Source organism: Verrucosispora sp. WMMD703 (assembly GCF_049178935.1).
In the GTDB taxonomy this organism is placed as follows: Bacteria; Actinomycetota; Actinomycetes; order Mycobacteriales; family Micromonosporaceae; genus Micromonospora; species Micromonospora sediminimaris.
Map to the genome: position 1 here is coordinate 2,762,265 of NZ_JBMHMM010000004.1, position 20,272 is coordinate 2,782,536.

A 20,272-nucleotide genomic window follows, 5' to 3' on the forward strand; every position below is an offset into this window, starting at 1 on the left:
CGGTGCCCTTCGGGTCGAGGTGACGGCTGGCGTGGTTCACCAGCCGGATCTGATCGTTTCGACGACGTGGGAGCGGTCCTCCGCGGTGAGCCACCAGCCCACCGGGATGTAGACCACCCGGTCGGCCACCGAGTCCAGGCCGGACAGGTGGGCTCGTGACGACGCCATGCAGCTGTGCGCGTCGTTGCGGCGGGAGATGACACTGCTGGCGATGCCGGCCTCGTGCAGCCGGCGCATGAACGCGGCACGGTCGCGCACCTTCAGGGGGTACACCCAGAACGAGGGCTCCCGGTCGTCGGCGCGTTCGGTGTGTTCGACGCCGTCGAGACCGGTCAACTCCTTGTCGTAGTAGGCGGCGTTCTCCCGGTGCCGGCGCAGCAGTTCGTCGACGTGTTCCAGGTTGGACAGGCCGATCGCGCCGCCGATCTCGTTGAGGACGAAACGGTAACCCCATTCGGCCACGTCGTAGTCGCCGGTGATCCGGTCCGAGGCTCGCTCGATACCCAGCCACCGGCGCAGCCGCAGCCGCTCGTGCAGGTCGTCGTCGGGCAGCACGACCAGTCCGCCGCTGCCGGTGGTGAGGGTCTTGATCGCCCCGGTGCTGAACACGCAGACGTTGCCGTGCGTGCCCAGCGGGCTGCCCCGGTAGGTGGCACCCCACGCCTGAGCGCAGTCCTCGATGATCAGTGGCCGGTGACCGTACCGGGCCGCGGCCTGATCCACTATGGCGGAGAGCCGGTTGAGGTCCACCGGGTATCCGAGCCAGTGCACGACCACTATGGCCCGGGTGGCCGGTGAGATCTTGGCCGCCAGATCGTCCAGGTCGACGTTGAGCGTCGCCGGGTCGACATCGACCCAGCGCACCCGCAGCCCGTTGGCGAGGGCCGGCCAGTTGGTGCCCTCGAAGGTCAGCGGGGTGCTCAGCACCTCACCCGGATCGGCCTGAGCGGCCTGCCCGGGCCCGGGGCGGGCGGCGAGGCTGAGGGCCAGGTGCAGTCCGGCGGTGCCGCAGTTGACCGACACGACGCGGGGGTTGCCGATGCGTTCGCCGACCGCCGCCTCGTACTCGGCCACGGTCGGCCCGTGCTCCAGACGCCCGCTGTGCAGCACGGCGGAGACGCGTCGGCCGACGTCCGGTGACATGGCGACCTTGGACAACGGGATCATCGCGCCCCCCTCGATAGGTGCCACATGATTCTCAAGTGATTAATGAGGGTGGTCAAGGGCGGAAGGGCGTCCAGGGGTGCTAACCGTTCTTCCTGATTGCGGACCTCATATCGCCCCACGTCGCATGCTTCATAAATCTATATCGTGTAAGGGTGGTTGCCGGATGGTGGATCCGGCCCGGCACAGGAGGTACGGGTGGCGTCGCTGCATGTCCGGCTCGGCCGGACCGGCCTGCGGGTGAGCCGGGTCGCGATCGGGACCGTCAACTTCGGCGGTCGGGTCGACGAGTCCGACGCCCACCGGCTGCTCGACCACGCGTGGAACCGCGGGGTCAACCTGGTCGACACCGCGGACATCTACGGATGGCGCGTACACCGTGGCTGGACCGAGGAGATGATCGGCCGCTGGCTGGCCAAGGACCCGTCCCGCCGCGACTCGGTGGTGCTGGCCACCAAGGTGGGCAATCCGATGAGTGACAACCCCAACGACCGGGGCCTGTCCGCCCGGCATGTCGTCGCCGCCTGCGAGGCGTCGCTGCGTCGGTTGCAGACCGACACCATCGACCTCTATCAGATGCACCAGGTCGACCGGGAGGTCGGCTGGGACGAGATCTGGCAGGCCATGGAGCAACTGGTGCGCCAGGGCAAGGTCCGCTACGTGGGATCCTCCAACTTCGCCGGCTGGGACCTGGTCAGCGCACAGGAGGCCGCCCGCCGACACCGGCTGCTCGGTCTCGCCAGCGAGCAGTGCGTCTACAACCTGGTCAGCCGGTACGTCGAGTTGGAGGTGCTACCGGCCGCCGCAGCCGAGGGCATCGGCGTGCTGGTCTGGTCGCCGCTGCACGGTGGCCTGCTCAGCGGTGTGCTGCGCAAGCGGGCGGAGGGCACGGCGGTGAAGTCCGCCCAGGGGAGGGCCGCTGAGGGGCTGGCCCGGCACCGCACGGCGCTGGAGACGTACGAGCGCTTCTGCGCCGATCTCGGACGGGACCCGGCCGAGGTCGGCATGGCCTGGGTGCTGCACCGGCCGGGAGTGACCGCGGCCGTGGTCGGTCCCCGTACGCCGGAGCACCTCGACGGTGCCCTGCGGGCGTTGGAGCAGCCACTGGCGGCCGACGAACTGGCCCGGTTGGACGAGCTGTTCCCGCCGCCGGGGCGCGGCGGTCCGGCACCGGACGCCTGGATGTCCTGACCTGAACCCGTGCCACACCGGTGCGGGACGCGACCACGGACGGAGTCGACCGTTGGCCCATCTGCTCTTCGTCAACGTGGCCAGCCACGGCCTGGTCCTGCCCACCCTGGCGGTGGTCACCGAGCTGGTCCGGCGTGGACACCGGGTCAGCTACGTCACCGCAGGCGGGTTCGCCGCGCCGGTCGCGGCGGCCGGCGCGACCGTGGTGCCGTACGCATCGGAGATCATCGACGCTGACGCCGCCGAGGTCTTCGGCGCCGACGACCTCGGTGTCCGACCGCACCTGATGTATCTGCGGGAGAACGTGTCGGTGCTGCGGGCCACCGCTGCCGCGCTCGACGACGACGTCCCGGACCTGATCCTCTACGACGACTTCCCGTTCATCGCCGGGCAGCTGCTGGCCGCCCGCTGGGATCGGCCGGCCGGCCGGCTCAGCGCCGCCTTCGCCTCCAACGAGCGCTACTCCTTCTCCCGGGACATGATCGAGTTGGCCGGCACGATCGACCCGCTGGACCTCCCGGCGTTCCGGGACACCCTGGCGGCGTTGCTCGCCGAGCACGGTCTGACCCGGTCGGTGATCGCGTGCTGGCAGCACGTCGAGCAGTTCAACCTGGTGTTTGTGCCGAAGGCGTTCCAGATCGCCGGGGAGAGCTTCGACGAGCGGTTCGAGTTCGTGGGGCCCTGTTTCGGGCAACGACGTTTTCTCGGGCGGTGGACACCGCCCGTCGACGACCTACCGGTCGTGCTGGTGTCGCTGGGCACCACCTTCAACGACCGGCCGGAGTTCTTCCGCGACTGTGCTCGCGCGTTCGCCGATCAGCCCTGGCACGTGGTGATGACCCTCGGCGACCAGGTCGATCCGGCGCAGCTCGGCGATCTGCCGCCGAATGTGGAGGCGCACCCGTGGGTGCCGCATGTGGAGGTGCTGGAACGGGCGAGCGTCTGCGTCACGCACGGTGGCATGGGCACCCTGATGGAGGCGCTGCACTGGGGGCGCCCACTGGTTGTCGTACCGCACTCCTTCGACGTGCAGCCGATGGCCCGCCGGGTCGACCAGCTCGGTCTCGGTGTGCTCCTGCCGGGGGAGAAGGCCGACGGGCAGGAGCTGCTCGCCGCGGTCGAGCGGGTGGCCGGCGACCCTGCGCTGGCGCAGCGGGTGGCGGCGATGCGGGAGCAGGTGCGGCAGGCCGGCGGCGCGGTACGCGCCGCCGACGCGACCGAGGCGTATCTGTCCCGGCGCCGCTGACGCCGGCCGGATCAGCTGGCCGTGGGGACCGGACCGGCCGCCTCCGCGACGATGTCGTCGTGCAGTTGACCGGGTAGCGCCTGCTCGGTCAACAGGGTGCGATACCGCTCGATCAGCGGCACCTCGGTCGGCCGGGCGGCCAACCACGAGCCGACCAGCCGGGCACCCTCGACGTAGGTGGTGGAGTACGCCCGCCACAACGGATCGACCAGGAAGGTGACGATCTGCTCGGCCCGGTCCCGGGGCAGCAGCAGCCACCGGTGCAGGTAGGCCACGACGTCGTCGGGCGGTACGCCCCGGTCATGCAGCAGGATCGCCGCGTCCTGGCGAGCCGGCATGAGCTGGTTGACCAGTGCGACCAGCCGTTCGACCAGCTCACCTTCGACGGTGACGCCCTGGTCGGTCAGCAGTTCGCTGGTCCACCGGCCCCAACCGGGGCCGAGCAGGGCGGTCGCACCGTGCTCGGCGGTTCCCTCGGCCATCAGGCACTGTGGCGTGTTGACCAGGGCGATCCGGTGCTCGTCCCAGCCCCGCTGCCGGACCAGGCCGGCTTCCTTGAGACAGTGCTCGGCGTGGTGACCGGGGTACGCCTCGTGCGTCGCCATCAACGGCAGCACCGCGATCGTGCGGCCCGCCGTCTCGTTCAGGGTCACTGTGGAGCGAAACCCGCCGTGGTAGCGGTTGAACGCGTTCCACGGCCGGTCGCGGACCACCTCGATCTCCACCTGCTCGGCGGTGGGCAGCCCCAGCAGCGGCCGGGCACGCTCACGCAGCGCGTCGGTGACGGCCCGTACCGCCGGACCCAGCCGATCCGGCGGCACCACGTTGCGGGCGTAGAACTCCTCCACCCGCTCCATCAGCGTGCCGCTGCCGGGCAGCAGCGCGCCGATCGCGTCATGCACCGCCGCGTACCGCTCCGGGTCGCCGAGCCCGATCTCGACGCCGAAATAGGTTCGTACCTCGTCGAGGAAGCCGGTCGGCTCACCGGCGGCCCGCCGGGCGGCGCAGTGCACGGCCCGCACCTGGGCGGTGAGGAACCGCCGGCGGTCGGTGTGCAGGTCCGCGTCGGACAGCCGAGCCAGCAGCTCACCGGCCTGCCCGGCCAACGTCGCCGGGTCGGGGACCGGCTCGGCGGCGACCCGGGCGGCCAGCGCCGGATCGCCGAACCAACAGTCGACGTAGCCGTCGACCAATCGACCCATCCGCAGCCCGAGCGTGAGGTAGTCGGCGACGACCTCCTCGGCGGTGCTCACCGCTCGTTCCTCAGGCGGACGTCGCCGAGGTCGGCCAGGCCACCGAGCGAGGGCAGGGCATCGGCGCCGTGCACCCGTGGCCCGCGCGGCGCCGCGCCGGTGGGGCGTCGGAACAGCAGGGGTACGACCGCAGCGTCGGCCAGCAGCCGTCGCTGCACCCGCTGCCAGCACGCCACGGCCTCCCGGGGATCGGCGGCGTCGACCGCCTCCTCGACCATCCGGTCGATCTCCTCGTCGCGGTGGCCGCTGGGCCGTGCGCCATCCACCAGCGGCTGGAGGAACACCCGCGCGTTGCCGTACCCCCACGGTGCCGTCCACGACGTGGTGCTGACGTCCCAGCTTTGCGCCGGTGCGTCTGCGGCGCCGGTGAGCAGCGCCCGGTGCGTCGCCTCGTCCAACGCCACCAGCCGTACCTCGATACCGGCCGTGGCCAGGTCGGCGGCCCAGGCGCGGGCCAGGGCCACCTCCTCGGTCCGGTCGGGGCACACCGCGGTCAGGACGAGTCCGTCCGGATGGCCGGCGGCGGTGAGCCGCTCGCGGGGGGTGCCGTGCGCCGGTGGGTCGGCCGGTGGGTCCGGCGGCAGGTGTCCGTCGTTGCCCGGCGGCACCACGGTGTACGCCTCGCGAATCGCCGACCACGGGTCGTCGGCGCGGGCGATCCGGGCCAGCGCGGACCGGTCGATCGCGTCGGCGATGACCCGCCGCACGGCTGCCGTGGCCACCGCCGGGTTGGCCGGGTCGCGCAGGTTGAACACCAGGAACGGGTCAGCCCGATACCCGCTCACCTCGCCGACGGGCACCCCCCACGGCAGGTCGGCCACGTCGGCGGCGAGCTGGTCGGCCAGCCGGCGCGGACCGTCGTCGGAGACGCGGAACTCCACCGCGTCGAAACGCTGGCGCCGCACCGGGTCGCTCTCCGGACGCCAGGTCGGGTTCGGTTCCAACCGGATGGTCTCCCCGGGCTGCCATGCGGCGACCCGGTACGGCCCGCTGGCGACGAGATGCGCGTGCAGTTCGGGGCTGCCCGGCAGGTACGCGTCGTACTCGGCGGGGGCCGGGGAGGCGCAGGACAGGGCGAGCATGTCGGGAAAGTCCAACGCCGGGCGGACAAGTTCGATGACGACCGTCTCGTCGTCGAGGGCGAACACGCCGGGCAGATCGTGCGCGTTGGCGAAGCCGGCCAGCAGTGCCGCGGAGACCGGCTGACCGGCGACGGCGGCGGCGTACTCCGCGCAGTACCGGTCCATGCCTCGTATCGTGCTGCGGAAATAGGGCAGCGCGGGATGGCGGGTCACGGGGTTGGCGAGCCGCTTGAAGCCGCGTACGACGTCGTGAGCGGTGATCCGCCTCGGCTGCGGGGTGTCCCACCACACGTCCGGGCGCAGGTGTGCCACATACGAGCGGTGACTGGCGCCGAGCCCGGCGTTGTAGGTGGACGGCACGTCGACGGCCAGGTCACCGACCGGGCCGAGGGCCCGCCAGTCGGTCGGGTCAGCCGCCCCGCGGTAGCTGACCAGTTGCCGCGTGGTCAGCCGCAGCAGTTGGCGCTCGGCCGGGGACCAGGCGGCGGCCGGGTCGGCCTGGTGGACGGCGGTGGTACCGAGCAACCGCAGGATGTTCCGGTGCCGGGTGCCGGGTGTGCTGATCGTGGTGCTGCGTGCCTGGGTCACCTCAGGACATCTCCTCGGCAAGGCGGACCATCGTCCGGACGCTGTGGTCGATCTCCTCACGCGTGTTGAACAGATGCGTGGTGATGCGTGCCGCGTAGTGCTGGTGCGGCGATCCGGGGACGTCGAACTCGGTCCAACGGGTCCAGATCCGGTGCTCGGTCTCCAGTCGTTTGACGAAGGTGATGAACTTCTTGATGTTCCAGGCGTCCTCGGGGCGGCGGAACGGGTTGAACGCGATCAGCGGTGAGCGCAGCCGGGGATCGACGCCGGGGGAGTACATGGCCTCCTCGCCGAAAGCCTCGATCAGTCGGCCGCGCGCGTACTCGGCGAGCTCCATGACGTACCGCTCGATGCGGTGCCGCCCGATGTCGTCCCACAGTTCGAAGGCGCGGGTCAGCGCGGCGCCGCGCGCCAGGTTGGCGCTGCCGGCGCTTTGCAGGTAGTCGCCCATGTTGTAGCTGGCGACCTCGTTTGTGGTACGCGGCGGCGGGCTGCCCATCATCGGGTACCAGGTCGAGATGAGCGGCCAGAAGGTGGGCAACGGCAGCGGGTTGGACTCGGGGACGACCTTGTTGCGGACGTAGATCAGGCCGGTGCCGAGCGGTCCGCACTGGAACTTCGAGCCGGAGCAGGTGATGAAGTCGGCGCCGTAGTCGCGCAGGTTCACGTCGAGCATGCCGGGGATCAGGGCGCCGTCGATGACTGTGGTCAGGCCGTACCGGTGAGCCAGCTCGCACAGCTGCCGGACGGGGAACATGGTGCCGGTGAAGAGGGTGATCGCCGCGAACGACAGCACCCTGGTACGCGGTGTGATCGCCGACTCGACCAGGTCGACGATCTCCTCGGCCCGTACGTCGTGGCCCGACGGCGGGGTGACGGTGCGCATCACGATGCCGTGCCGGTTGCGCAGCAGGTTGAAGTTGGACAACACCGAGTAGCACTCGTGGGTGGTGGTCACCACCTCGTCACCCGCGCGCAGGTCCAGCCCGTGGATGACCCGGGCGACGCCCTCGGTCGCGTTGTGGCAGATGACGATCTCGTCCTCGTCCACCCCGAACGTCTTGCCGATGAAGGCCCGGTACTCGGTGAACATGGCCGGCCGGTAGACGTCCAGAAGTCCACCCGTCCACTGCCGGGTGACCCGGTCGACGGTGTCGAGGACCTCGTACGGCATGGCCCCGACGGTTCCGGTGTTGAGATGCACTGTCGTCGGGTCCAGGGCGAACAGTTCCCGGATGCGGCTCCACGACGCGGTGCGCAACGGGCTCGGTGGCACCGACGCCGGGACGGTGGCCGAGCCGGGGGACTCCACGGTATGGCTCACGGTGATCCCTTCGTAGCCGACGGCGGGTCCGGAGGCCGCAGAGGCGGTCCGGGCCGACGCTCAGAACAATCACTTTCTCAAGTGAAAAGCGGCGAGGCTATCGCGCAAGTTGCGGTGAAGAGAGGCTAGCGCTGCCATCCACTTCATTCCGGTATAGCATCCGAGCAAGCGTGTGCGGCAGTAGCGATCGGGCCCGGAGGAAACATGGACAGGTTGCAGTCGGCGCTGGCCCTCTACCAGGAGGCGATGGGCTACACCTACGCGGCGGCGCTGCGGGCGGCAGCGACGGTGAACGTCGCCGACCATCTGGCCGACGGGCCGCGCACCGCCACCGAGTTGGCCGCCGCCACCGGCACCGACGTCGACGGACTGCGCCGGGTGCTGCGACTGCTCGCCGCGCGGGACGTGGTGCACGAGCACGACGGCCGGTTCACCCTCACCGACAAGGGCGCCGCGCTGCGGTCGGACTCCCCGGTGCCGGCGCGGGCCGGCATCCTCATGTTCACCGACACGATGTTCTGGACGATGAGCCACCGGGTGACCGACGCGATGGGGGCGCGCCGACCCGGGTTCGACGAGATCTTCGGGCGCTCGCTCAACGACTACTTCGACAACGACGCCGAGGTCGAAGCGCTCTACTACGAGGGCATGGAGACGGTCAGCGCCGCCGAGCACCTGATCCTCGCCCGCACCGGCCTCTTTCCCGACACCGGCACGGTCGCCGACGTCGGCGGCGGGCGAGGCGGCTTCCTGCTCACCGTGCTGCGCGAACACCCCGGCCTCCAAGGCATCCTGCTGGACCGCGCCGAGGTGGTCGCCCGCCATCGGCTCGACGAGCCGGACGTCGCCGGGCGCTGGAAGGTCGTGGCCGGCGACTTCCTCGACGAGGCGCCTCACGCCGACGTGCACGTGCTCAAGCGGATCCTGCACAACTGGGACGACGAGCGGAGCGTACGGATCCTGACCAACTGCCGTCGCGCGATGCCGGCGCACGGCCGGGTACTGGTGGTCGACGCGGTCGTTCCGGAGGGCAACGACCCGCACCAGAGCAAGGAGATGGACTTCATGATGCTGGCCGCACGCACCGGACAGGAGCGTACGGCCGCCGAACTCGAACCGTTGTTCATCGCCGCCGGCCTCCGAATGGAGCAGGTGGTGGCCACCCGGTCGGTGATGTCCGTAGCGGTCGGCGTGCCGGCCTGAGCAGGGAGGTCGTCGAACCGTGCCGGATCCCCACCCACGTCCCCGCCCCGGCGGCACGTTGCGCTTCTACGGCCCCGGCGGACTTGACCACCTCGACCCCGCCGCCGCCTACTACGCCTTCTCCCACCAGGTGATCCGGCTGTTCGCCCGGCAGCTGTTCAGCTATCCGACCACGGAGGATGCCCGGGCACTGGTGCCGGTGCCGGATGTCGCCGCCGAACTGCCCACTTTCGCCAACGGAGGACGCAGCGCCGACGGTCGGAGCTACACGCTGCGGTTGCGGGACGGGGTGTACTGGGACACCAGCCCGCAGCGGGCGGTCACCGCCGCCGACTTCGTCCGTGGCTTCAAGCGGATGGCGAATCCGGTGGCGGGCGCGGGGGCCCTCGCCTACTACACCAGCACCATCGCCGGGATGGGGCAGTTCGTCGCGGGCTACCGGGCTCGCTTCGCCGGCCGCACTCCCACCGCTGCGGAGCTTGCCGACTACCAGAACAGCCACGACATCGCCGGCCTGCGGGCGGTCGACGACCGGACGTTGGTCATCGACCTGGTCAGACCGGCAAACGATCTGCTCAACCTGCTGGCGATGCCGTTCGCCTCGGCAGCCCCGCACGAGTACGACCAACTCGTCCCGGACAGCCCGGAGTTCATCCGCCAGGTCCGCTCCAACGGTCCGTACCGGATCACCTCCTACGTTCCGGGCAGCCACCTCACCATGGCGCACAACCCGGCCTGGCGGCCCGACGCCGACCCGATCCGTCGCCGGTACGTGGACCGGATCGACGTCCGGATGGCCCGGGTGAGCGACGAGCGGGTCCGCGACGAGATCACCAGCGGACGGGCGGACCTGTCCTGGGGCGCCGCCGTGGGGCGGCCACGCCGACGCACCGAAGCGGACCGCAACCTCGGCTGGGCGCTCAACCCCTACCTGGTGTTCAACCTGCACAGTCCGCGTGCGGCGGGCGCGTTGCGGCGGCGGGAGGTCCGGCTGGCCATCGCGTACGCGATCGACAAGGCGCGGCTGGTCCGGTTCTTCGACGACATGGGAATCGGCACGGTGACCCGTCCCGCGCACGGCGTCATCCCGCCTGGCAACGTCGGCCACCGTGACTACGACCCGTACCCGACCCCGGGGGACGAAGGTGACCGTGCGCGGTGTCGCCAACTGCTGGCCGAGTCGGGTTATCCGGACGGGCTCACCCTGACGATGATCTACCGGATCGACGCGGTGCACGGTCAGGTGGCGAAGGCGATCGCCGAGGACCTGGCCGCGGGTGGGATCGACTGTCGACTGGTGGAGATCGACCAGACCGACGAGTACTACCGCATCCTCCAGGATCCGAAACGGGCGGCAGCGGGGGAGTGGGACATCACCCCGGCGGCCTTCATGCCCGACTGGTTCGGCAACAACGGCCGGTCCTACGTACAGCCGATGTTCCAGAGCAACACAGCCGTCGGCACGGCGAACTACGGCGGCTACCACAATCCGTTGGTCGACGACCTGATCGACCGCGCGCTCTCCGCGCCTACCGAGGATTCGGCGGCGGCGCTGTGGCACCAGGTCGACCGGCAGGTCCTCACCGACGTGGCGATCGTGCCGATCCTGGTCTGCGAACCGACCATCGAGCACCTGACCAGCGCGCGGGTACGCGACGCGATTCCCCTCCCGCACGTCGACCGCTGGTACGACGCGGCCAACCTGTGGCTTGACCCGCCGGATTGATCCGGCGTTATTGTCGTCGCGACTAATAGCAGGCTTGAATAATATAAGTAGCTTCTGTAGCTTGGTCCGGGCAAGATCTCGTGATTCGGCTGCCCGAGTTCGCTGTGACGCGACGGGAGAGAGCATGACAGGCAATCCAGCGCTGGCCATTGAGACCCATGAGCTGGTGAAGGTCTACGGAGAGACGCGTGCCCTGGACGGGCTGGACCTCACCGTGCGCACCGGGACGATCCACGGTGTACTGGGGCCCAACGGCGCCGGCAAGACGACCGCCATGAAGATTCTGGCGACCCTGCTGCGGCCCACCTCCGGCAATGCCCAGGTGCTCGGTCACGACGTGGTGCGCGAGGCGGCGGCGGTACGCCGCCGGATCGGCCTGACCGGGCAGACCATGGCGCTCGACGAGGACATGACCGGCCTGCAGAACCTGATCCTCGCCGGCCGCCTCCAGGGCCTGCGGCACCGCCCGGCCACCGCCCGCGCCGAGCAGCTGCTGGAGGCGTTCGAGCTCACCGAGGTCGGTAATCGGCTGGTGAAGACCTACTCCGGTGGTCAGAAACGGCGCATCGACGTGGCCGCCAGCATGGTGGTGACGCACGAGTTGCTCTTTCTCGACGAGCCGACCACCGGCCTCGACCCGCGCAGCCGCAGCGAGGTCTGGCAGATGATCCGGGTGCTCGTCCAGGACGGCGGCACCGTCCTGCTCACCACCCAGTATCTCGACGAGGCCGACCAGATGGCCGACGACCTGACCCTGATCGACCACGGGCAGGTGGTGGCCCGCGGGACGCCAGCCGAGCTGAAGACCAGCCGCGCCGACGGCGTGCTGGAGGTGCTGCTGACCGATCCGTCCCGCCGCGCCGAGGCGGGCACGCTGCTCGCCCGCGCGATCGGCGCGGGCGTGGACGCCGAGTCCGACCCGTCCCGGCTGCTGGTGAAGATTCCCGACGCCGACCAGGCCGCGCGCGCCCTCGGCGAGTTGGCCCGCGCGGGAATCAGCGTCGAGGACTTCACCCTGGGGCAGCCGTCGCTGGACACGGTGTTCCTCGCGCTCACCGGCCACTCCACGCTGGACGACACCCGAGAAGAGGAAGCGGAGGTTCGGGCATGACATCATCCAGCACCCAGGCTCGGCCGGCGGCCGAGTTCCCCGGTCGGTCGGTGCCCGGCATGCAACGGCCACCCGCTCCGGGCGCCCTCTTCGCCTGCCGTACGTTCGCCTGGCGGACGTTGATCAAGCTGAAGTACGTGCAGGACCACCTTGGTACCGCCGTGGTGTTCCCGGTGATCCTCACCCTGGTCTTCACGTATCTGCTCGGTGGCGCGATCGCCGGTACGCCTGGGGACTATCTGCAGTTCTTCCTGCCCGGTGTGATCGTTCTGTCGCTTGTGGCGTCGAGCATGATGAGTGCCCTGACGCTCAACCGCGACATCGCGACCGGGATGTTCGATCGGGTCCGCTCCACGCCCATCTGGCAGCCGGCGGTCCTGGTCGGCACGATGGGCGGCGACGTCCTGCGGTACGCGCTGACCTCGGTGGTGCCGCTGGCGTTGGGTCTGCTGCTGGGCTTCCGCCCGGACGGCGGCTTCGCCGGTGTGGTGCTCGCGCTGCTCTACCTGCAGCTGTTCACCTTCAGCGTGAGCTGGTTGTGGATGTTCTTCGCGGTGTTGATTCCGCAGCCCACGGCCGCGGCCGGTGTGGTCAACCTGCTTCAGTTCATCCTGCTGTTCGGCAGCAACATCCTGGCCCCCTCCCAGACCATGCCGGGCTGGCTCGAGGCGGTGGTGAAGCTGAACCCGGTCACCCATGCCGCGACCACCACGCGTGGCCTGATGCACGGTGATCTGTCTGGCGGTGACCTCACGGCGGGTCTGCTCGCCTGCGCGGCGCTCATTGTGGTGTTCGCGACGCCGACCGCCCTGCTCTACAACCGCAAGCAGCGCTGACCCCAGACGAAGCCGGCCCCGGTTCCCACGAGGGAACCGGGGCCGGCTTCGTCTGGCGGTCAGGATTCGGCATTGACCAGGGCGGCCCAGGTCTGGCCGCGTTCCTGGGCGATCCGCATCATCTCGGGACTCGGCTCGAACTCCTCGGCGGCGTCCTCCGGTACGGGGGCGCCGGGCAGGTCGCCGCGCAGGAACATGCTCAGGAAGTCGAGGGCCATCTCCCAGCCCACGGCCACCTCGATGAGCATCAGGTCGGAGACCGTGGCGTGCTCCAGTTCGAGCAGCGTGCCGGAGCCGTCTTCGCTCAGCCGCAGCTCCACCTCGCTGTCGGGCTTGTCGCCGTAGATCCAGCTGAGGGTGAGCAGCCGCGGCGGCTCGCAACGCAGGATGTCACCGTGCGCGTTGCCCGGCAGGTCGAAGGTGCCGCCCTGGCGTAGCTCCCCCTTCGGCTCGATGAACCAGCGGTTGATCCGGTTCGGGTCGGTGCAGGCGCTCCATACCTCCTCGACCGGCGCGTCGTATCGCTGCCGGATGATGACGCTGCGGGCGTCGCCGGCGGGGATCGAACGCCGGCCGATGAGTCGCTCGGTCGGCTGGCCGGAGGCCACCGGGTTGTTGAGTTCGCTCACTTCGCCGTCACCTCCTTGATCCTCTTTTCGAAGGAGGCGAGGATCGTGGGCCAGCCCTTGTCCATGCCGTTGCGCACCCGCTTGGCGTGCTTGGTGCCCATCCGGTCGAAGTGCGTGTGCTCGACCTCAACCCGGGTCTTCTTCTGACCGTCGGGCACGAACGTCACCGTGAACTCACTGGCGTTGTCCGGGTCGATGCGGCCGAAACCGTTGAGTCGCCAGCCGACGGCCAGGGTGTCCGGTGCGTCCACCGTGCGGATCAGGCCGAAGGTGTGTTCCTCGCCCTGCTCGTCGATCTCGTAGAGGCGGCCGCCCTTCTTGGGGTCGACGCCCAGGGGCGCGCCGACCTTTGTGGTGCGGAAGTTCTCCGGCCACCACTGCGGGAAGTCCTCCAGGAACACCTTGAAGGCGGTCTTGCGGTCGGCCGCGACCGTGACACTGTGCCGGACGAACGGATCGTAGTTCGGCGGTTTCGGCTTCCGGGCGGTGGTGCTCTTGGTCGCCGTGCGGGTGGCGGACGCGGTCTTCTCCTGTGGCATGTCTCCGTCCTCACTGTCGCTGTGCGGGAGGTGGACGGCCCGCGGCTCGCCCACCTCTCCATAAGTCGACGCAAACGTAAGTCAGAGTTTATACGTACCCCGCCCGGCTTGCTCGATGCGCGGTGGACACGCGGGGTTCAGGAGCCCCACCGCAGGTAGGCGGGGGCCGGTCGGCCGGGGATCAGGCGCAGCGTGGCGTGGTCCAGGCCAAGGGTCTCCCGCATCGCGATGTTCTCCCCCGGCCACTTGGGGTTGTCCAACTCGTCGAAGGCGACGATGCTGCCCTTGGTGAGGTGTGGACGGATGGCCTCGAGCACCGCCTTGGACGGTTCGTAGAGGTCGAGGTCGAAGTAGGCCAGCGCGATGACCGTCTGCGGGTTCTCCGCCAGGTAGCGCGGCACCGTCTCGCGTACGTCCCCCTCAACGAGGACGCTGCGCTGGGTCACGTGGCCGAAGAACTCGCTGCACTCGTGGGCGTCGAGGACCTCCCGCAGGTACGCCGGGTAGCCCCCGGGGGTCGCGAACCGGCCTTCGTACGCGGTCGGACCGACCTTGTCGACCTCGTTGACGTCCGGAAATCCGGTGAAGGTGTCGAAGCCGACGATGCGGCGCAGCGGGTTGTAGGGCTCGTAGAGGCCGCGCAGCGCGGTGAAGGTGGCGAGGTGGCGGCCGTACCGGACACCGAACTCCATGATCACGCCGGGTACGTCCAGGACCTCGCGGTAGAGGTGGTCCATGGAGAGCAGGTCGGTCAGCTGGTGCCGGCGTAGGAAGAGGGGAAGGTTGTTGACCAGTTCCTCGGTCGGGATGGGGGAGTTGGTCAAGAGCTTCGTCAGGCGCTGAGTCGTGTCCGTCTCCTCGGCCGAGTCGTGCACGAAGGCACGCAGGTCCTGACCGTCACCGCTGCCCATAGAGGCCTCCCAGACGTAGATCACTTTATATTTTCAAGCGTAGAGCAGGAGCGTCGGATGGCACAACACGGCAAGGTTGCTTGCCGTACGAGTTGCGCAAGCCGGGACACTGTAGATCCGTAAGGCCTGTGCTAGATATGAATAAAGTGGATTGTTCTCCCTTCGAAAGGCGAGTGATCGACGTGCGTGTGCTGTTCGCCAGTCTCGGAACACACGGCCACACCTACCCGCTACTGCCGTTGGCCGCCGCCGCTCGGGATGCCGGCCACGAGATCACCTTCGCCACCGGTGAGGGCTTCGCCGAGGTGTTGCGTGGGCAGGGCTTCGACCCGGTCGCCACCGGGATGCCGGTCTTCGACGGCTTCCTGGCGGCGCTACGGATCCGCTTCGACACCGACAGCCCCGACGGGCTGACGCCCGAGCAGCTCAGCGAGCTTCCCCAGATCGTGTTCGGACAGGTGATGCCACAGCGCATCTTCGACCAGCTCCAGCCGGTGCTCGACCGGGTGCGACCCGACCTCGTCGTGCAGGAGATCAGCAACTACGGCGCAGGACTGGCCGCCACCAAGGCCGGCATCCCGACCATCTGCCACGGGGTCGGCCGAGACACCCCGGACGAGCTGACCCGTTCCATCGAGGACGAGGTGGCCCGGCTCGCCGCTCAGCTCGGCATCGACCTGCCGCCCGGGCGCATCGACGCCTTCGGCAACCCGTTCCTCGACATCTATCCGCCGTCGTTGCAGGAGCCCGCGTTCCGGTCCCGCCCCGAGCGCCATGAGCTGCGCCCGGTGCCGTTCACCGAGCGACCGGACGTGCCGGACTGGGTACTCGCGCGGACCGGGTCCCGGCCCCTGGTGTACCTGACCCTGGGCACCTCCAGTGGCGGCACCGTCGAGGTGCTGCGGGCCGCGATCGACGGCCTGGCCGCCCTGGACGTCGATGTCCTCGTCGCGGGCGGCCCTTCGCTCGATCTCACCCAACTCGGCGAGGTGCCGACCAACGTGCGGCTGGAGTCGTGGGTCTCGCAGGCGGCGCTGCTTCCCCACGTCGACCTCGTGGTCCATCACGGCGGCAGCGGGACCACCATCGGCGCGTTCGACGCCGGTGTGCCGCAGCTCTCCTTCCCGTGGGCTGGTGACTCGTTCGCGAACGCCCAAGCCGTGGCCCAGGCCAAGGCCGGTGAGCACCTGCCGCCCGGCGGTGTCAACGCCGAGGCGGTGGCGGACGCCGCGAAGCGGCTGATCGCGGACGAGAGCTACCGGACGGCGGCGAAGGCGGTCGCCGCCGAGATCGCCGCGATGCCGGCCCCCGACGAGGTCGCCCGCCGGCTGCCCGACTTCGCCGCGGGGCGGGCCGCCTGATCGCGCCCGAGCGATGGGCCCGAATCGGGCTGTCCGAACGCCCGTTCGCCGTCGTCCGGCCGTGCCGGCGCAGCTGGGCGGTCACCGGAGCGGAGCGTCCGGAACCGCCCCGGGCGTGTCACCCGGATCCGGTCGAGCCGAGACGGGGCCCAGGCGGCGATTCGGCAAGGCGTTGGTTCGTCCGGATGCCGGTGTGGTATCCGGACGAACCACCAGCGCCGCCGGGTGCCTTCTGGGTCCGTCGCAGGCCGGCGAAGATCCGGAAGACGCGCCCTAGCCGTCCGTGCCGCCGGACTGACGGCGGGTCTGGTGGTCGGCCGGCGACTCGCCGCTGCCGGACCGGCGGCGGGACCGACCCCGCGCGATCTCTGTGCTCAGCGCGTCGAGGCGCTGGCTCCAGAAGCTGCGATAGCGCTCCAGCCAGTGGTCCAGCTCCTGAAGCGGTGCCGGATCGACGGCGTACAGGCGGCGGGTGCCCTGCGGACGCACCGTGGTGAAGCCGTTCTCCCGCAACACCCGAAGGTGCTGGGAGACACCGGGCTGGGAGATCCCGAACTCGCGTTGCACGATCGCGCCGACCTCGCCAGCCGACATCTCGCCGTCGGCCAGCAGCTCGATGATGCGGCGGCGGACGGGGTCGCCCAGGACGTCGAACGCGTGCACGGCACGACAATATCAGACCGTGGTTATAAAGGCGGCAGGTCGGCGATCGTCCTGGCACCGCCGATCCAGCTCGCCACCTGGTCGACGACCGGTGGTGCCGGGAGGGGTAGGAATGTTCGGGCCACAGCACGCCGCGGTGTACGAGGCGACCTACCGTAGCCGGGGCAAGAGTTGGCAGGCAGAGGCCACCGACGTGGCCGACCGGATACTGGCCGTCCGTCCGGCTGCGACCCGGTTGCTCGACGTCGGCTGCGGCACCGGAGCCCACCTGGAATCGTTCGCCGGCCGGTTCGCCCATGTCGAGGGCGTGGAATTCGCGCCGGCCATGCTGGACGTGGCCCGCCGCCGGCTGCCCGGGGTGACGCTGCACGCCGGTGACATGCGCGATTTCCGGCTGGGTGCCACCTTCGACGCGGTGACCTGCCTCTTCACCGCGATCAACTTCCTCGGCACGGTGGCGGAGATGCGGGCCGCCATCGCCACGATGGCCAGGCATCTCGCGCCCGGCGGCGTGCTGGTGGTGGAGCCCTGGTGGTTTCCGGAGCGGTTCATCGACGGTCACCTCGGTGGCGACCTGGTCCGGGAGCCGGACCGGGTGGTGGCTCGGATCTCACGCTCGACCCAGCAGGGGCGGCTCACCCGGATGGAGGAGCGTTGGCTGGTGGGTGACGCCCACGGCATACGCGAGTTCACCCAGGTCGGCCTGCTGGCGATGTTCACTCGTGACGAGTATTTGGACGCGTTCGCCGCCGCCGGCTGCGAAGGGTCATATGTGACCGGCTGGTTAACCGGACGAGGACTTTTCGTGGCCATCCGTACCGGCGAGCCGCCGTCGAACTGAACAGATCTGACGCGGGCCAACCTCGACGGACCAATCCTACGATGTGGGAGCCGGGAAGGTTGTGGTGGTCCGGCGGATGAGTAACCCGGGAAACGGATAGACCGGACCGTCTCCTCGGCGTCGCAACCTCGCTCTACGGATCGACGAACCGTCCAATAGTACGGTGCGTCAGCGCCCGTGCGCGTGTCATCGTCGCATTCACCGCAACCAATCAGCGGGACGACGGACGTTTGTCTGCCAGACGGACTGATCCTATTTCGTCGGCAGATACGACGAAAGGTTCAGCCTGAGTGTCGGCACCCGCCGATGGCACCGGTGGACGCGCGGCATCCGACGGCTCAGGGCGTGGCCCGGCCCATCCGAGGAGCGACGTGACACACACCGACGCACGACCACACCGGCTGCCGGCACTCACCGGTTATCGCTTCTTCCTCGCGCTCACCGTGGCGGCGGTGCACCTGCTCTCCACGTCGCAGCTCTTCGCCAACGAGGCGCTGCAACTCGGGATGGGCCTGACCACGCCGTTGGCCTCGGCCGCCCTGGCCACCTTCTTCACTCTCAGCGGTTTCGTGCTGACCTGGTCGGCGCCAGCGATGGACCGGGCCGTCCGGTTCTGGCGTCGCCGGTTCTGGAAGATCGTGCCGCTACACGTGCTCGCCTGGGGTGTCGCGGTGGCGTTCGTCCTGCTCGCCAGCGCGCCGTCGCCGGTCAGCGGATTCTCCACCGACCTACGGGCCGGCCCGGCGGTGGCGAGCCTGCTGCTGGTGCAGGGTTGGGTGCCGTCCTGGGACTACCTGTCCTACCTGAACGCCCCGGCCTGGTCGATCTCGACCGAGGCCTTCTTCTACCTGTTGTTCCCGTTGCTGCTGCCGTTGGTGCTGCGTATCCCGGCCGAGCGGCTGTGGCGCTGGTGCTTCGCGATCATCGGGGGCATCCTGCTGATCTCGGCACTGAGCCCGCTGCTACCCGGCGTTGCCCAACTGGACTGGTTGCCGTTCAACCTCACCGAGTACTGGTTCGTCTACACCTTCCCTCCGGTCCGGCTGCTGAATTTCCTGCTCGGCATGGTGCTGGCGCGCATCGTGCAGACCGGTCGCTGGCGGCGGGTCGCCCGGTGGAAGCTGGTGGTCTCGACGATCCTGGCGTTCCTGCTGACCCCGATGCTGCCGTTCACCTTCATCTTCAGCGCGGCGCTGTTCCTGCCCCTGTTCGCGTTGGTGGCGAACCTCGCCCACGCGGACCTGGAAGGTCGCGGTCGGGTGCTGCGATCCCGGCCGTTGGTCGCCCTGGGCAACGCGTCGTACGCGCTGTACATCATCCATTTTCCGATCATGCTGATCATGCGGCACCTGGTCGGTGCGGACCAGCGGTTCGGCGCCGGGGTGGGTTTCCTGGTCGCCGGCGCGATGCTGCTGGTGTCGATCGCCGTCGCGCTCGGTCTGCACCGCTGGGTGGAGGAACCGCTCCGTCGCCGGTACGCGCGAGCCCGGGTCACCGGTGACCGGCCGAGCCTCGGCGGGCAGATCCGCCCAGCCACCGTCGTGCCCGGACAGGCCTGACCGCACGTGTTGCCCACCCCCGACCACCCGAGCGGCGCTGTGGTGCTCCGGCTACCGGGCGACCAACCCGTCGTCGGCCTGCGCTGTCCACCAAGGGTTGCGCCGGGCCCACTCGACGGTGTGGCGCAGGCCGGTCGCCAAGGGAGTCTCGGCGCGCCAGCCGAGCAGGCTGGCGGCCTTGCCACAGTCCGGCACGCGCCGGGGGATGTCCTGGTAACGGGCTCCGAGGCCGGCACCGGTGTCCGCCGTCCGGGCCGACACCGTCACCCCGGCCACCTCGGCGGCCAGCCGGATCGCCTCGGCCACCGGCGTCTCGACGGTGTTGCCGATGTTGAAACACTCGCCGACCGCCCGCGGGTGCGCCGCCGCGAGCAGGGTCGCCTCGGCCGCCTCGGATACCCAGGTGAAGCAGCGGGTCTGCCGGCCGTCGTCGTACACCACGGGTGGATCACCACGGAGCAGCCGGGCGATCGTGCGGCTGAGCACGTACGCGGGCCGCTGGCGCGGGCCGTAGACGTTGAAGTAGCGCAGCACGACCACCGGTAGTCCCTCCTGCCGGTGGTAGGCGAAGGTGAGGTGCTCGGCGGCGGCCTTGCTCGTCGCGTACGACCAGCGGTCGGTCGCGGTGCTGCCGAGCACCCGGTCGTCCTCTTCCCGCCACGGCACCCGGGGATTGCGTCCGTACACCTCGCTGGTGCTGGAGACCAGCACCCGGGCGCCACAGCGCAGGCCGGCCCGCAGGGCGTTGCGGGTGCCATCCACGTTGACCTCGACGACATCCAGCGGCCGGCTGAGATACCGGTCGACGCCGACGACAGCGGCGAGGTGGTAGATCTCGTCCACGCCGGTGGCGGCAGCGGTCAGCGCGGTCGCGTCACGGACGTCGCCTCGCACGTGCCGGACGTCGCCGGCTGCCCCGGCCAGGTCCGGCGGCGGGTCGGCGGGATCGTAGACCACCACCTCGTCACCCCGGTCGAGCAGGCGTTGCACCACGTGACTGCCGACGAAGCCGAAGCCGCCGGTCACCAAGGACCTCGGCACGATG

Annotated in this window: 17 protein-coding genes and 1 pseudogene; 9 read left to right on the plus strand and 9 right to left on the minus strand. The window is 69.9% G+C overall.

Translation table 11 applies throughout. The annotated features are described in order from the left end of the window. Positions 1-36 precede the first annotated feature (36 nt). Positions 37-1,167, minus strand: a complete 1,131-nt coding sequence (locus ACN26Z_RS13195) for a DegT/DnrJ/EryC1/StrS family aminotransferase (RefSeq protein WP_421461434.1) — start codon at positions 1,165-1,167, stop codon at positions 37-39. 163 nt (positions 1,168-1,330) lie between these two features. On the opposite strand from ACN26Z_RS13195, the pseudogene ACN26Z_RS13200 reads away from it, so the two are divergent. After that, a pseudogene (locus tag ACN26Z_RS13200) lies at positions 1,331-2,355 on the plus strand (aldo/keto reductase). A gap of 52 nt (positions 2,356-2,407) precedes the next feature. Continuing rightward, positions 2,408-3,601: a macrolide family glycosyltransferase gene (locus tag ACN26Z_RS13205; protein ID WP_421461436.1), complete on the plus strand. Its 1,194-nt coding sequence runs from the start codon at positions 2,408-2,410 to the stop codon at positions 3,599-3,601. 11 nt (positions 3,602-3,612) lie between these two features. On the opposite strand, the gene ACN26Z_RS13210 is transcribed toward ACN26Z_RS13205, so the two are convergent. Genes ACN26Z_RS13210 through ACN26Z_RS13220 form a run of 3 tightly spaced genes read right to left on the minus strand, consistent with a single transcriptional unit; the run spans position 3,613 to position 7,854 of the window. Continuing rightward, the gene (locus ACN26Z_RS13210) at positions 3,613-4,854 is read right to left on the minus strand and encodes a DUF885 domain-containing protein (RefSeq protein ID WP_421461438.1); all 1,242 of its coding nucleotides are present in this window, start codon (positions 4,852-4,854) and stop codon (positions 3,613-3,615) included. Then, positions 4,851-6,524 carry an ABC transporter substrate-binding protein gene (locus ACN26Z_RS13215; RefSeq protein ID WP_282239036.1) on the minus strand — a complete coding sequence of 558 codons (1,674 nt, stop codon included), beginning with the start codon at positions 6,522-6,524 and terminating at the stop codon, positions 4,851-4,853. Before ACN26Z_RS13215 ends, ACN26Z_RS13210 begins: the two co-directional genes overlap by 4 nt. 1 nt (position 6,525) lies before the next feature. Continuing rightward, positions 6,526-7,854: an aminotransferase class V-fold PLP-dependent enzyme gene (locus tag ACN26Z_RS13220; RefSeq protein WP_282240532.1), complete on the minus strand. Its 1,329-nt coding sequence runs from the start codon at positions 7,852-7,854 to the stop codon at positions 6,526-6,528. 198 nt (positions 7,855-8,052) lie between these two features. Between ACN26Z_RS13220 and ACN26Z_RS13225 the strand changes: the two genes are divergently transcribed. From ACN26Z_RS13225 to ACN26Z_RS13240, 4 genes are all read left to right on the plus strand, one after another. Next, positions 8,053-9,051 (plus strand): methyltransferase, encoded by a 999-nt coding sequence (locus tag ACN26Z_RS13225; protein WP_421461439.1) that lies wholly within the window; start codon positions 8,053-8,055, stop codon positions 9,049-9,051. 19 nt (positions 9,052-9,070) lie between these two features. Further along, positions 9,071-10,777 (plus strand): ABC transporter substrate-binding protein, encoded by a 1,707-nt coding sequence (locus ACN26Z_RS13230; protein ID WP_282239034.1) that lies wholly within the window; start codon positions 9,071-9,073, stop codon positions 10,775-10,777. Positions 10,778-10,901: 124 nt separating this feature from the next. Then, the gene (locus tag ACN26Z_RS13235; protein ID WP_093409527.1) at positions 10,902-11,888 is read left to right on the plus strand and encodes an ATP-binding cassette domain-containing protein; all 987 of its coding nucleotides are present in this window, start codon (positions 10,902-10,904) and stop codon (positions 11,886-11,888) included. Beyond that, positions 11,885-12,724 carry an ABC transporter permease gene (locus ACN26Z_RS13240; RefSeq protein ID WP_093409524.1) on the plus strand — a complete coding sequence of 280 codons (840 nt, stop codon included), beginning with the start codon at positions 11,885-11,887 and terminating at the stop codon, positions 12,722-12,724. The genes ACN26Z_RS13235 and ACN26Z_RS13240 overlap by 4 nt, the downstream gene beginning before the upstream one ends. Before the next feature lie 59 nt (positions 12,725-12,783). Here the strand turns inward: ACN26Z_RS13240 and ACN26Z_RS13245 are convergent, their stop codons facing one another. From ACN26Z_RS13245 to ACN26Z_RS13255, 3 genes are all read right to left on the minus strand, one after another. Next, the gene (locus ACN26Z_RS13245) at positions 12,784-13,353 is read right to left on the minus strand and encodes an SRPBCC family protein (RefSeq protein ID WP_139233227.1); all 570 of its coding nucleotides are present in this window, start codon (positions 13,351-13,353) and stop codon (positions 12,784-12,786) included. Further along, positions 13,350-13,892, minus strand: coding sequence for an SRPBCC family protein (locus ACN26Z_RS13250; protein WP_093409777.1), 543 nt, complete (start codon positions 13,890-13,892; stop codon positions 13,350-13,352). Before ACN26Z_RS13250 ends, ACN26Z_RS13245 begins: the two co-directional genes overlap by 4 nt. Before the next feature lie 137 nt (positions 13,893-14,029). Beyond that, complete coding sequence (locus tag ACN26Z_RS13255) at positions 14,030-14,803, minus strand: class I SAM-dependent methyltransferase (protein WP_093409775.1); 774 nt, start codon at positions 14,801-14,803, stop codon at positions 14,030-14,032. A gap of 173 nt (positions 14,804-14,976) precedes the next feature. On the opposite strand from ACN26Z_RS13255, the gene ACN26Z_RS13260 reads away from it, so the two are divergent. Continuing rightward, the gene (locus ACN26Z_RS13260; protein WP_421461442.1) at positions 14,977-16,164 is read left to right on the plus strand and encodes a nucleotide disphospho-sugar-binding domain-containing protein; all 1,188 of its coding nucleotides are present in this window, start codon (positions 14,977-14,979) and stop codon (positions 16,162-16,164) included. Positions 16,165-16,437: 273 nt separating this feature from the next. On the opposite strand, the gene ACN26Z_RS13265 is transcribed toward ACN26Z_RS13260, so the two are convergent. Further along, positions 16,438-16,827, minus strand: coding sequence for an ArsR/SmtB family transcription factor (locus ACN26Z_RS13265; RefSeq protein WP_282239032.1), 390 nt, complete (start codon positions 16,825-16,827; stop codon positions 16,438-16,440). A 112-nt stretch (positions 16,828-16,939) separates the two neighbouring features. Here ACN26Z_RS13265 and ACN26Z_RS13270 point away from each other — a divergent pair, with 112 nt between their 5' ends. After that, the gene (locus ACN26Z_RS13270) at positions 16,940-17,668 is read left to right on the plus strand and encodes a class I SAM-dependent methyltransferase (RefSeq protein WP_421461444.1); all 729 of its coding nucleotides are present in this window, start codon (positions 16,940-16,942) and stop codon (positions 17,666-17,668) included. Between the two features lie 371 nt (positions 17,669-18,039). After that, entirely contained in the window at positions 18,040-19,227 is a 1,188-nt protein-coding gene (locus ACN26Z_RS13275; RefSeq protein WP_170863592.1) for an acyltransferase family protein, read from the plus strand. 51 nt (positions 19,228-19,278) lie between these two features. Here the strand turns inward: ACN26Z_RS13275 and ACN26Z_RS13280 are convergent, their stop codons facing one another. Then, positions 19,279-20,268, minus strand: coding sequence for an NAD-dependent epimerase/dehydratase family protein (locus ACN26Z_RS13280; RefSeq protein ID WP_421461446.1), 990 nt, complete (start codon positions 20,266-20,268; stop codon positions 19,279-19,281). Between the last annotated feature and the right edge of the window lie 4 nt (positions 20,269-20,272).